This is a genomic window from Lacrimispora sp. 38-1 (genome assembly GCF_049890855.1).
GTDB lineage: Bacteria > Bacillota > Clostridia > Lachnospirales > Lachnospiraceae > Lacrimispora.
Genome location: NZ_JBANEW010000080.1, coordinates 1 through 12,902, shown reverse-complemented (window position 1 = coordinate 12,902; position 12,902 = coordinate 1). Strand labels below are relative to the sequence as shown.

The window sequence follows — 12,902 nt, the reverse complement described above, 5'->3', positions numbered from 1 at the left end:
TTGAGTATATTGCTCCAGGTAAATATTCCTACCGGCGCACTTCCAGTCAGTGACGCAAGGCCCGGTACCGCAGCTGTGGTACCTTTGATATAATAGTTTACTGTATAGTCAAACTTCTGCGTACCATCTACTTCATAAAACACTGTCTTTTCGTTCGGACCTGCTGCTGTGATTGTCATACTCGCCGGCTGTGCAGGACTGGTCACCAGCTTATAGCCGGTTGTTGTTTTGGGTACATTGCTCCAGGTAAACTCCCCTATCGGTGCACTTCCTGTCAGTGACTCAAGACCTGGTACCGCAGCTGTGGTACCCTTGATATAATAATTCACTGTATACCCGAACTTCTGAGCATCATCTACTACAAACTTAGCATAGAAAGTTGTACCGTCTTCCCAGCCATCAGCTGGACGTGCTGGTGCAAATTTATCAGCAGTAGATACTGGAACAGTGCAGGCTGCATCACTATACCAACCGCTAAGCTTATATCCCGTGTTTGCAGTTGCTGCAGCCCCTTTAGAAACTCCAATGTCTGGATTTAAATATTCATTCGCGGGAGATACTTTACCTCCTCCTACTGCCTGGAACTTAATCTGAACACTGTTTTTTAACCTCCATTGTGCATATAAAGTTACTGTGTTCGCCGTCCCGGAATGATTCGCAGCAATAAATTCCTCTGTAAGCCTGAATGAGCCTCCTTCGTTAAAAGCTACACCGCTTCCATCAGACCGGGTATTCCAACCATTAAATACGTATCCATCTTTCTTTAATGGAAGCCATGTACCGCTTTCATACCCGCCTGCTTTAGCTACCGTAACATTTTCATCCAGATCGTACCCCTGACCATCCGGAGTTAATCCGCCAGTATTACCATTTCCATCATAGTCAACATAATAGCTCTCATTATTTCTAATGATGCCATCCACATGCCATCCTTCCGTTCCACAAGCTGCTGACTCATATTTAATAACATACCATTCAATATACTCATTATCTTTTAGATTATTTGCTTCCCATTTAGCAGTAACCTGGTAGAACTTACTTTTTAAATTTGCCTGTACATTATCTTTTCCAGTTACTGTTATTAAAGGGTTGATATAATTTAATAGATTATCACCTGATCCTATGGTTTTGTAAGATTGCCAGTTATCTTTATAAATAAACTCATAGCTGCGACTAGTCTGGTTTCTTGGCTCTGCCGGCAAATCGCCGCCATCATTTAAAACCGCTACCCATAATCGTCCAGTCGCGTTCCCTCCTGTTTGTGCCCAAACCGCATATAAAGTTTTGGTTTTAGCTGTTTCGCTGGCATTTATTGTAAATGTGTCTGTATAAACTTCATTATATCCTGCATTACCTTTAGCAGTAATTTTACCTCCGTCTGGAGATTCGCTCCAGCCTATAAATTGGTAATCAGCTTTCTTAAGGCCGCTGCCATCAGGTAATTCAATAGAATCTCCGGGTTTTACATTTTGTGAAGAGACTGTTCCCTGACCCCCATTGGCATTAAACTGGACTGTTATACCAGCCTCCATATACCATAAATAAATATTGTTTTCATCCACATCTATCCAACCAGATGATGAAGTTTTATACTTTAAAGTATTCCACAAAAAATCAGCTTCATTTTTGAGATCCTGAATCACGTCACCACTTACGTAATTACTTCCGATTGTAGCTTTTTCAAATGTGTATCCACTTACGTCAGGTGCAATGTCTTTAATAGATACAGGTCTATTACTATCAAAAGCTGCATAACGCTTAGCATCTGTTCCGATAGGTTCCGCCACTCCATTGTCGTATTTTACAATATTTAATGGAACAAGTTTATTTCCAAAAAAATTATAAAAAACGATTGTATAAGTTGAAAAATGCTCTGCCTCAAACGTAATCTCATGAATGCTTTTACTTTTCTCTATATTCAATTCTTCTGAGACAGGCTCCACATAAGTCACATCCGAAGCTGATACATCTGCCTGTGGTTCCTCTTCTTTCGTCGTGGCAACATATACCACCTCAACCGTATCAGCTTCCTTACTGTGCTCCTCCATTGGAGTCCCTGAAAACGTCACCTGTACAGCGCCATTCCAAATTTGGTTATCCAGCTTGTTGCCGTTGTAGTCAAGAAGATCAATGTTATAAGATAAAGAACCAATTACTTCTTTATCCTCTCCTTTCGCTGCTGCCTCAGCCTCAACCTTTTCTTTAACTGCATCCCCGATGCCGGTAACAACGCTTGCTGTTGCTTTTACGCCTTTTGGTAAAACTCCTTCAGGTGCATATAAACGAATAACAGTGCCATCCTTCATAGCAAGCTCGGATGAGAATTCAGGATGTTCTCCAGTCTCCGTCATAAAGACTTCAACTTCATGATCTTCATAAATCTCTGGAACAGAATACCAGCTGGTCTGCGAACCATCATTATTATCTGTCACAGAATCAGGATTAAGTGTTTGTGTATTAGCCGTCACACTCTCAATCGCATATCCAATCTGATTCTTAACGCCAAAGGTCAATTCCTGACCTTCCTCAACACCCCTTGGTCCTTCAATGATACGGGCACTGGCTTCAGGATAAACTGTATACGAAATCTTATATCCATCATAGTCCTCAAAAGCTTTTAATTGATTAATTGTAACCGTATAAGCCTTGGCTGTAGAGCAATATCCCATTCCTACCAAATCGGCTGTTCCTGCTGCAGAAGTCCCGGTTTCTGATTTGGGCGTCTCTGCCGCCGGCTTAATCTCCGATGGGGAAGCCACTCCAGAAACTGTCTCTGCCGATTTCTTGTCTACAGGAGCCTGCGTTGTTTCGGCCTGTGTGGTTTCAACCTGTGTGGTTTCCGCCTGCGTGGTTTCCGCTTGTGTGGTTTCCGCCTGCGTGGTTTCAGCCTGTGTGGTTTCAGCCTGCACGGTTTCAGCCTGCGTTGTTTCAGCCTGTGTGGTTTCAGCCTGTGTGGTTTCAGCCTGTGTGGTTTCAGCCTGTGTGGTTTCAGCCACGGTTTCCTTTTCCGTTTCTAAAGCCCCAGTCTCCTTTGACTTTTCCTCATTTTCCGGCTCAGCGGCAGCTGTCTCTTCATCGACTTCTGCTTCTGCTGTTTCCGTTACATAACCATTCTCATTGGCAGCAACCACCGGTGCATTGTGGCGAATAATGGAGGCCACTGGCTCGGAAGTTTCAGCCTCAGGAACGGGAATCTCCTCAGACTCAATTGCCTCCTGAGCCGTTTCCTCTGCCGGAACCTCTGTCTGGCTTTCTTCCGGAGCGGCTGCAGTCTCTTCTGGCAGTTCTGCCTGGGTTTCCTCAGGTTCTGATGTGGTTTCCTGGGGAGGCGCAGTTTCAACTGGATTCTCAGTCCCGGCAGGAACTGTTGCTTTCTCTGTCTCCAGTTTCTTTGTCTCTTCAGGCACTGTTGTTTCTGCTGGCTTGGAAACAACATCTACTTTCTCATCACCGTATGCTGCTTCATAACTCCTTACCGTAATGCGGCTGGTCCTTTTAACCTTTTCTGCACCGTCATCCATCCTGGTAATTTCAGTGGTACAGCTAATGGTATTTTCTCCGTTATTTACGTATAAAAAAATAATCTCCTCATCGCCGGTTACCATATACATGTCGTCAGCATTTTCCGGCACACGAACAAACACACGCAATTCTGCATCCATGCTTTCGCCCTGGGGTTCAGGAAACGCTTCGTAGATCTTACCCTCTCCAAAGAAAAGCTTCTTAAATTCAGCAATCTTTCCATTCGTGAAATCAAGATCCTCTGCTGTCACCTCATCTCCATTTGCAATCCCATCTTCAATTGCTTTAATTAGCTGGGAACCGCTCATTGAAAAAGTAACGGACTCCGATGAACTGGCTGCAAACACCTGGTTCATGTCTGCACCAACATTGGTCAGTATCATGACCGCTGCAAGCAGAAACGCCAGAAATCGTTTTTGAATACAGTATAATTTCCTCGACGGTATCCTAGATCTTTTTCTTTTTTTCATACATACACATCTCTCCTCTCATAATTTTTTCCAAAATAAGGATAAAATGCCGCACTCCGGAATAAGTATATGAAACGGCATTTTTCCAATCTGGTAATGTTCTAAAAAACATTTTTTGTAATATTATATGATAGGAATGTCAAAAATAACCCAACAATGTGCATTGACCGCTATTTTTATTTGCCTGAATCGTCAAGACAAAGCATTTACAGAGATGGAGGACCGGTATCACCACCTACCCCTGCAAATTGTACAGATTCAAACATCCGTAACCATGTTATGTACTATAAATAAGATATTCCACAGATTGCAGCAAGAGAAACAAAAAGTACCCTGATAGTTAAACACAAACTCTTATTTGTGCCTTACTATCAGGGTACTTCAAATAATAACATAAACAAACATACAAAGAAATTTAGAAACAAATAATACGAAAGATGTCCCCCCAGTAACAGTGGGAGGACGTCCTTTTAGTTTGCATCATCTGAAAAGACACGGCTCATCACCATATCCTTTATTCCATCTTTATCCACTTCCAATGCTGCTGCCAGCTCACCATATAATAAATCCTCTGCCTTATTAAAATAGAAATCATCCTTTGCAGTATTCTTTTTTCCCTCTGCAAGTCTCTTTCTCTTTTTCAGATACAGTGTCTTTACAATCTGCATCCATCCGGTACATTCGCATTTCAGCATGATCTCTTTAAAAATCCCTTCCCGCTCTCTTTCATCCATTACCCAGATGACATCAATACTGGGGATATGATCAATGAGATCCATTGCTTCCTCCCTGGTTGCAGCGGCTCTGATGGTTGTTTTCCGGTTATCCACAGGCGTGTAGACGGCACTCTGGTGCTCCTCATAAAGAGGCTTTAAGGTATAATAGGTCCTCTCCTCATCCGCCTCGTACATGCGCAGATTCCCGATTTCCTTTACCTCACAGATCCCATGGCTGCCGAATACTACTAAATCATTTACCTGAAACATCATTCATTCCTCCTGTCAGAATACCAACACACTGTTACAAAAAAACTTTTAACGCTATATAACTAGTGTAACACTTTTAGAGGTGTTTTGTCAGTGTTTTTTGGTATTTTACACATTTTCGTGAAAAATAGCCAAGGATGACCGGGACGTTATTTGTGCACTTTATCTATTTATCAGAAAACAAACGCCCAAAACTGTCTGATTTTTAATACTGTCAGACAGTTTTGGGCATTCCTTTTGCCTCTTAAATTATTATTTATTCTGAGCTGCCAGCTTTACAGCTGCACTTGCACCCACACGGCTGCATCCTGCTTCTATATAAGCCCTTAAATCTTCCAGCGTCCGGACTCCTCCGGCCGCTTTAATCTTCACATGCGGTCCGATGTGCTTTTTAAATAATTCAATATCCTCCAGAGTCGCTCCGCCAGTCCCGAATCCTGTGGAGGTCTTGATATAATCTGCTTCTGCTGCAGTAACAGCCTTGCACATGGCAATCTTTTCTTCCTCTGTTAAATAGCAGGCTTCAATAATAACCTTTAAAACCTTATCCCCGGCTGCTTCCTTCAGTTTAGCAATCTCTTCCTCAACCTTTTTGTATTCGCCATTCTTCACATCACTGATATTTACTACCATATCGACTTCCAAAGCTCCGTCTTCAATGGCTTTTTTCGTCTCCAGCACCTTGGATTCTGTCACGGAATAGCCAAGAGGGAAGCCTACAACGGTACAGATTGCAAGGGTTGGAAATTCCTTGTGCACACGGCTGATATAGCAGGGGGGAATACATACCGTCGCAGTTTTATATTCCACAGCCTCCTCACATAGTTCTTTTATATCTTCCCATGTGGCAAAAGCCTTTAACTGGGTATGGTCTACATAACTTAACATTTCTAAATCGGTCATCGTTTTATCCTTTCTATCCTATGAGGTTTTTCACGCCTTCTCTGGTAACTCTCGCATAAATAAGAGGTTCCGGCTCCGGTTTGCCGTCTGCAATGGTGACTGCTTTTACAAATTCCTCCTCTGCAGCATCAAACAGCTCCGGTTTTGAGGTGTAGAGCACAGCGATGGTCTCGCCTTCCTCCACTTCCTGCCCCACCTTTTTCTTCAGCGCAATACCTGCTGTATAATCAATGAGACTTTCCTTGGTAACTCTTCCTGCCCCCAGCATGGAAGACGCGATTCCGCACTGTTCTGTATTCATATGAACCAGATAACCCTTCTTCGCCGCCTTTACTTCCCGTTCAAAAGGTGCTTTTGCAAAATGAGAGGGGTTTAAAATTACGGAGGGATCTCCGCCCTGAGCTTTCACCATGGCTGCCAGGCGGTTTAAGGCGCTGCCATCGGCTATGACCTTCTCCGCCATAGCCATACACTCCTCCGGGGTTCCCTTACCTGCAAGCCATAGCATTCCGGATGCCAGATTCAGACAGACTTCCGTTAAATCCTTTGGTCCCCTGCCTTTTAAGGTCTCTACGGCTTCCATCACTTCCAGGCTGTTGCCAATTAAATTGCCCAGGGGAATATCCATGTTTGTAATAAGAGCCATGGTCTTCTTCCCTGCATGCTCTCCGATTGCCACCATCTTTTCTGCCAGAGTGACAGAGTCTTCAAGCGTCTTCATAAACGCACCGCTTCCGGTCTTCACGTCAAGAAGAATACAGTCACTTCCTGCTGCCAGCTTCTTACTCATAATGGAGGCTGCGATGAGGGGGATGCTTTCTACAGTTGCCGTAACATCTCTGAGTGCATACAGCTTCTTATCTCCAGGTGCCAGATTGCCGGACTGCCCGATCACAGACAATCCGGTAGTATTGACAACTTCAAAGAATTCTTCCTCTGTGAGCGTTGTTCTCATGCCCGGAATGGATTCCAGCTTATCCACAGTACCGCCTGTATGCCCCAGTCCCCTTCCTGACATCTTTGCCACTTTAACACCGCAGGCTGCTACTATGGGAGCCACAACCAGAGTGGTTTTATCTCCGACGCCTCCGGTGGAATGCTTATCCACCTTGATCCCCTCAATGGGGGTTAAATCAACCATATCGCCGGAATGAGCCACTGCATCGGTGAGAATGGCCGTCTCTGTATCAGTCATCCCTTTAAAATAAATTGCCATCAGCATGGCAGACATCTGATAGTCCGGGATCTCTCCTTTTACATAGCCATCTATCATGGAACGGATTTCTTCCTCTGTTAAGATTTCTCCGTTACGTTTCTTTGCAATTAAATCATACATCCTCATAGTTCGTAAAACCTCCCTCAATTTTTCAGTTGGAATTTAAATCTTTCTTTGTAAATCCCAGGGGAAGCAGTTCTTTTAATGTATAAGTAACGGTCTCATCTTCTGCTGCCAGGATTATTTTAAATTCATCCGGGTCACAGAATTCTGCCATCACCTGACGGCAGACTCCGCAGGGTGGGCAGATGCCTCCCTTTTCCCCTCTTTTATTTCCTACAATGGCAATGGCATCAAATTCAGTCACGCCCTCAGACACTGCCTTGAAAAATGCAGTGCGCTCTGCACAGTTGGTAGGTGAAAAGGATGCATTCTCGATGTTGCAGCCAAGATAAACGGTTCCGTTCTTTGCAAGAAGTGCCGCACCTACCATAAAACCGGAGTAAGGAACATAAGCCTTTTTTTGTGCCCGCCAGGCTTCTTCTGTCAGCATCCTGACCATCGTCTCGTTAAGCTTCAATCAAACTCCTCCTATTTTGCCACTTCACCTAAAAAGCTGGTTCCGGCAATCTCTCCCTTTAATCCGAATAAATCCAGTACCGTCGCTGCAATATCAGCAAAAGTATCTCTTGTCCCAATGGAAACTCCTGCTTTGATTCCCTGTCCGTAAATCAGCATGGGGGTGTACTCCCTGGAATGATCGGTGCTTGGGGTTCCCGGATCACATCCATGATCCGCAGTAATAATCAAAACGTCATCCGGCCTCATGGCTTCCATAAACTGTCCAAGCTGGACGTCAAACTCAGTGGCTGCTCTGGCATAGCCCTTTACATCGTTGCGGTGACCGTAAACCATATCAAAATCCACCAGATTTACAAAGCAAAGTCCATGGAAATCATCCAGCTGCGCTTTTAAGGTCTGAATCATTCCATCGGTATTGTTAACAATGGATGTGGTTTTCTGAATACTCTTTCCTGCAAATATATCGTAAATTTTCCCCACGCCGATGGTATCAAGCCCTGCCTCTGTCAGGCAGTCAAGCATGGTAGTCTCAGGCGGAAGAAGGGAAAAATCGTGGCGGTGGGGCGTTCTATTATAATCCGGATATTCGCCTGTAAATGGTCTGGCGATCACTCTGCCCACACCATGTTTTCCTTTTAAAATCTCTCTGGCAATCCTGCAGTAACGGTACAGTTCTTCCAACGGAACCACTTCCTCATGGGCCGCGATCTGAAATACGCTGTCTGCAGAAGTATAAACAATTAAATCCCCAGTCTCCACATGCTGTTTTCCAAAGTCCCGGATCACATCTGTGCCGGAATAAGGCTTATTGCAGAGAATTCCTCTTCCTGTCTGCTTCTTAAATTCATCAAGGACCTCATCGGGAAAACCTTCCGGATAGGTGGGAAGGGGCTCCTCTGAAATGATTCCAGCGATCTCCCAGTGGCCGATGGTGGTATCCTTGCCCTGGGACCGCTCGGTCATTCTGCCATAGGAGCCCGCTGGTTCTTTCTCTTTCTCACCGGCTGTTACACCGTCAATATTAAACATACCAAGTTTTTTCAGATTCGGCGTATTAAATTCCTCTGCTTTTGCGATGGTTCCAAGGGTGTTGCTGCCCTCATCGTGGAACTTCGCCGCATCCGGGGCTTCGCCGATTCCAAAACTGTCCAGTACAATGATAAATACTCGTTTGGTTTCTGACATATTCATTCCTCCTGTTACGAAAAGGGATTGCTGTGCAATCCCTTTGTCACTACATCAAATTTTCTCAAAACGCTCTACATCTGTTACAAATATGGTAGCCCCGCCAAGCTCGACTGTCATGGGCATCATCATATATCCCGCCGATACTGACGCGATATTCGGTGCAGGAACGTTGCATGTAATTTTCTGGCGCTTTCCGCAGGTATCCTTGATCAGTGTGATGACTTCTTCTACCTGTCCGTCTTCGGTACCGATCATTAATGTTGAGTTGCCTTTTTTTAAGAAACCGCCTGTTGTGGCAAGTTTTGTGACACTGAACTGGTGTTCATTCAGAACGTCGGTCACCCGGTTTCCATCATCGGAACTGACGATTGCATAAACAATTTTCATATCTAACACCTCGCTGTCTTATTTGGCAAAACTTCATCCATTCAGATACCACTATTATAAATCATAATTAAAAAAATAGAAACAGCTAATCATAAAATAATTGCCAATTTTCTGTTAAATTTTCAGATTTTCCATCTTTTCTATCAGCTTTTTGTAGATCCGTTCCTTCATCCATGGCTCGTTTACCGCCTCCAGACAATCCCTTAATGAGAACCAGCCGACTTTACTGTTTTCATCTTCCTTGTTCCTGATCTGTTCTCTGTCATCCCCTTTCAATAAGTAGGTCACATTCAGATGCAGGTGGGAAGAGACGTAAGCTCCATTCTTCTCATGACCGTCCACGGTCAGAACCTCAATGGAAAATATTTTATCCGTTACCGGTGTCACCGTCTTAATTCCCGTTTCTTCCCTGGCTTCCCGCATGGCAACGGACAAAAGATCTTTTTCTCCGTCTGCGTGGCCGCCGGTCCATGCCCAGGAATGATAGATGTTATGATATGCCATCAGAACGTGATCCGTGGTCTGGTTCACCACCCAGCCGGAAGCAGAGATATGAGCTGCCTCATTTTCCCGGAAGAAAATGTGATCTCCTTCCGATAAGCACTTAAGAAACAGCCTTTTATCCGCTTCCTCCTGTTCGTTAAAGGGTACAAACTCTTCCAGTTCCTTTTGAAACGTTCTTTCGTCCTTCATGGAATCACTGCCTTTCTTTTCCTTTGATTATTTCAGTCATACTCCCCCGGTCTGCTGATATATTTAAATAGAACAACTCTATGGGAGGTAAGAAATGGATCTTTCTGCACTTGTTTTTTCCGACAAATCCCCCTGGCCCGATATTGAAATTGTAACAGCCAATGAACTTTATGCCACAGCCATGCTGTCCAACATTGGTGCCTGTAATTCAGAAATGTCCGCAATCAGCTTATACGTTTACAACAGCATGATAACGAAACGGTATTTTTATGACATTGCAGAATGTTTTCACAGAATCAGCGTTGTGGAAATGCACCATCTCAATATTTTCGGTGAGCTTTGTATTATGCTGGGAGCAGATCCCAGACTGTGGAGCTGGCAGAACGGCCGCATGAAATACTGGAGCCCTGCCTGCAACCGTTATCCTACCAACATCAGCGCTCTGGTAACCAATTCCTTAAACGGAGAACTGGATGCAATCAGAAAATACCAGTTACAATGCCAGTGGATCAATGACTTCCGTATCAAAGCCATCTTAAACCGGATTATAGCAGATGAATTGTGTCATGTACAGATTTTCCGGCTTATTCTGGCTGAGCTAAACGATGACCCGTTTGAACTGCCTTACGCTTACAGAATCTGTGAGGAAGACCGCAAAAAAGACTGCGATCCCCCAAAACCATGCTGAAACCATTACTCAGGGAGGGTCTCATCCGCAGCACTGCGGATCTCCAGACCTTCCTGATACCCCTTTTCCATCTTGTGTCTCGCCTTTCTGTTTTCCACCGTATCAAACAGAATGGAAAAATCATAATCTTCCGGATACAGCTCTGCCGCTGCAACTAACAGCTTAAGCCGTTTGTGGTTAATCCAGATTTTCTTATCCGGCATCTGAACCCGGACCACTCCTTTATCATTCACCGTGGTGCAGACAATCCCCACCTTTTTATCCGGTAAAACAAGCACACTGTCTCCAATGGTAAATTTCGTCTGCATTGCGATCTGATTATCTGATGTCTTCTTTATTTTTTCAATTCTGGGACCGTTAGATCTTTTTTGTGCTACCCGGTTTCTGTCAGGCTCAGGCTCCGTCTCCTGCTTCCCATAAGCATACCGCTCTGCCCGTTTTATCATGTGCTCCGGCATTCCCAGCCTCCCTGCTATATAGAGAGCGCAGCTCTCTCCCGCTTCTCCGATTTCCAGTCTGTATAAAGGCCTTAAGGATTCCCGGTCAAACGCCATGCGTGCATTGGTGATTCCCTCCGCTTCCTTTGCGTAAGTTTTCACTTCCGGATAATGGGTGGTTGCAAGGAATAAGCATCCGCATCTTCTTAACTCCTCCAGTATGGAGATTGCAATTCCCATGCCTTCTGCCGGATCTGTCCCTGACCCCAGCTCATCCAGTATGACCAGGCTTTCCCTGTCTGCCTTTTCAAGGATGTTCAGTACATTTACAATATGGGATGAAAATGTGGATAAATTTTCAGTAATATTCTGGCCATCCCCGATGTCGCAGAGCACCTGGTTAAACAGGCTGAGCTGTCCTTCTTTGCATGGTATATGAAGTCCGCACTGGGCCATGATGGAAAATAAGCCTACTGTCTTAATGGAAACGGTCTTACCTCCTGTGTTAGGTCCTGTTATAACAATTCCTCTGCCGTCTTTCCCCAGTTCAAAGTTTAAAGGAACCACCTGGTCCGGGTTCATAAACGGATGACGCCCATCCACAATACGTATGATCCGTTCTGTGTGAATCTCCGGCTCCACCCCGTTCATATCTGCGCTGAGTTTTGCTTTTGCAAAAAGAAAATCCAGTTTCTCTAAAACCTGCATGTTCTCTGTCAGGACCGGAAGCTGTTCTTCTACCAGGGCTGTAAGGGTATAGAGAATTCTCCTTGTTTCATTCTCCTCTTCGATTCTTAAATTCTCCAGTTCTCCATTCAAGGATGCTATGGCAGATGGTTCTATAAAAAGGGTGGAACCGGTAGAGGACTGGTCAATGACACTGCCTGGCACCGCCGGCTTATACTCCTTTTTCACCGGCAGGCATACCTTACCGTTTCTGATGGTAATATAGGAATCAGAAAAATACTTTTTATTGCCCCGAAGCATGGTCTCAGCCTTTGTTCTCAGCTTCTCTTCCATTCGGACTATGTCCTGGCGAACGTTTCTTAAATACTTGCTGGCCGAGTCATCCACCCGTTTGTTCCTGATACTTTCATAAAGTTCCCTGGCTAAATCCTCTAAAGGATTTAAGTTCTCTTCATAATAGGCCAGACTCAGTTCTAAATATTTGCATCGGTTTAAGAAATCCTTATACCGTTTTACTCCTGTTAACATCGTTCCGATGAATTCCAGTTCCTCCGGCATTAAAAAACTTTCCTGTGTGACTGTTTTAAAAATTGCCAAAAGGCCGTTCATGGCGACTGCCGGAGGCTGCCCCATACGGTCCAGGATCATTCTTGCCTGAGTCGTGTCCCGAAGATTTTTCCTTACCTCTGCTTCTTTTAACTCAGGAGTTAAATTCCTGATCCGCTCTTTTGCACCATCTGTAAGTGCCAGTTCTTCTAATCTTTCTAAAATACGGTTAAATTCTAATATTTGAAATGTGTGATTCATGTTATTCTCCCTGTTCTGTCTTTTCAAGTTTCCAAAAGATTCATGGAGCAATCAGCCAGGCCTGTTTTGATACACAAAAAAGACCTGTAAGACTACAAATCCTCGTCTTACAGGTCTAAAATCCTGTCAGTCAGTTTTGTATCTTCATGGGCTAAACAAGTACACAAAACAAAGGAATGCAAAGACTGCCTTCCTGCCTGGTATTCCTGTTCACATTATGATTCTGATTTACGCTCCATGATTTGACACAATTAACATAAACACACTTCCTGTTTTCTTTGATAGTTTTACTATATCATAAATCCTGCAGTCCGGTCAATCTCTTTTTATTGTACC

At 44.2% G+C, this 12,902-nt stretch carries 10 protein-coding genes; 1 reads left to right on the top strand and 9 read right to left on the bottom strand.

What is annotated here, in order from left to right; genetic code table 11:
* The 8 genes from V7D18_RS22995 to V7D18_RS22960 all read right to left on the bottom strand — a co-directional run.
* The coding region (locus V7D18_RS22995) for an InlB B-repeat-containing protein (RefSeq protein ID WP_426157872.1) at nucleotides 1–3,992 on the bottom strand (3,992 nt) is incomplete at its 3' end.
* A 470-nt stretch (nucleotides 3,993–4,462) separates the two neighbouring features.
* Entirely contained in the window at nucleotides 4,463–4,981 is a 519-nt protein-coding gene (locus V7D18_RS22990; protein WP_426157871.1) for a CarD family transcriptional regulator, read from the bottom strand.
* A gap of 249 nt (nucleotides 4,982–5,230) precedes the next feature.
* On the bottom strand, nucleotides 5,231–5,881 hold the full coding sequence (gene deoC, locus V7D18_RS22985; protein ID WP_426157870.1) for a deoxyribose-phosphate aldolase: 651 nt from the start codon (nucleotides 5,879–5,881) through the stop codon (nucleotides 5,231–5,233).
* A gap of 13 nt (nucleotides 5,882–5,894) precedes the next feature.
* Nucleotides 5,895–7,223 carry a pyrimidine-nucleoside phosphorylase gene (locus V7D18_RS22980; protein WP_426157868.1) on the bottom strand — a complete coding sequence of 443 codons (1,329 nt, stop codon included), beginning with the start codon at nucleotides 7,221–7,223 and terminating at the stop codon, nucleotides 5,895–5,897.
* 25 nt (nucleotides 7,224–7,248) lie between these two features.
* Nucleotides 7,249–7,659, bottom strand: a complete 411-nt coding sequence (locus tag V7D18_RS22975) for a cytidine deaminase (RefSeq protein WP_426157874.1) — start codon at nucleotides 7,657–7,659, stop codon at nucleotides 7,249–7,251.
* Nucleotides 7,660–7,688: 29 nt separating this feature from the next.
* Nucleotides 7,689–8,864, bottom strand: coding sequence for a phosphopentomutase (locus V7D18_RS22970; RefSeq protein ID WP_426157866.1), 1,176 nt, complete (start codon nucleotides 8,862–8,864; stop codon nucleotides 7,689–7,691).
* A gap of 54 nt (nucleotides 8,865–8,918) precedes the next feature.
* Nucleotides 8,919–9,254, bottom strand: coding sequence for a cyclic-di-AMP receptor (locus V7D18_RS22965; RefSeq protein WP_104437025.1), 336 nt, complete (start codon nucleotides 9,252–9,254; stop codon nucleotides 8,919–8,921).
* Nucleotides 9,255–9,368: 114 nt separating this feature from the next.
* Nucleotides 9,369–9,947, bottom strand: a complete 579-nt coding sequence (locus tag V7D18_RS22960; RefSeq protein ID WP_426157864.1) for an NUDIX hydrolase — start codon at nucleotides 9,945–9,947, stop codon at nucleotides 9,369–9,371.
* 94 nt (nucleotides 9,948–10,041) lie between these two features.
* Between V7D18_RS22960 and V7D18_RS22955 the strand changes: the two genes are divergently transcribed.
* Entirely contained in the window at nucleotides 10,042–10,635 is a 594-nt protein-coding gene (locus tag V7D18_RS22955) for a ferritin-like domain-containing protein (RefSeq protein WP_426157863.1), read from the top strand.
* 5 nt (nucleotides 10,636–10,640) lie between these two features.
* Here V7D18_RS22955 and V7D18_RS22950 read toward each other — a convergent pair whose 3' ends face one another.
* Nucleotides 10,641–12,566: an endonuclease MutS2 gene (locus V7D18_RS22950; RefSeq protein ID WP_426157862.1), complete on the bottom strand. Its 1,926-nt coding sequence runs from the start codon at nucleotides 12,564–12,566 to the stop codon at nucleotides 10,641–10,643.
* Nucleotides 12,567–12,902 lie beyond the last annotated feature (336 nt).

Bases quoted from the DNA above. Each gene is read 5' to 3' on its own strand.
- V7D18_RS22980 (WP_426157868.1), bottom strand. From the start codon at position 7,223: ATGAGGATGTATGATTTAATTGCAAAGAAACGTAACGGAGAAATCTTA.
- V7D18_RS22975 (WP_426157874.1), bottom strand. From the start codon at position 7,659: ATGGTCAGGATGCTGACAGAAGAAGCCTGGCGGGCACAAAAAAAGGCT.
- V7D18_RS22955 (WP_426157863.1), top strand. From the start codon at position 10,042: ATGGATCTTTCTGCACTTGTTTTTTCCGACAAATCCCCCTGGCCCGAT.
- V7D18_RS22990 (WP_426157871.1), bottom strand. From the start codon at position 4,981: ATGATGTTTCAGGTAAATGATTTAGTAGTATTCGGCAGCCATGGGATC.
- V7D18_RS22965 (WP_104437025.1), bottom strand. From the start codon at position 9,254: ATGAAAATTGTTTATGCAATCGTCAGTTCCGATGATGGAAACCGGGTG.
- V7D18_RS22970 (WP_426157866.1), bottom strand. From the start codon at position 8,864: ATGTCAGAAACCAAACGAGTATTTATCATTGTACTGGACAGTTTTGGA.
- V7D18_RS22960 (WP_426157864.1), bottom strand. From the start codon at position 9,947: ATGAAGGACGAAAGAACGTTTCAAAAGGAACTGGAAGAGTTTGTACCC.
- deoC (WP_426157870.1), bottom strand. From the start codon at position 5,881: ATGACCGATTTAGAAATGTTAAGTTATGTAGACCATACCCAGTTAAAG.
- V7D18_RS22950 (WP_426157862.1), bottom strand. From the start codon at position 12,566: ATGAATCACACATTTCAAATATTAGAATTTAACCGTATTTTAGAAAGA.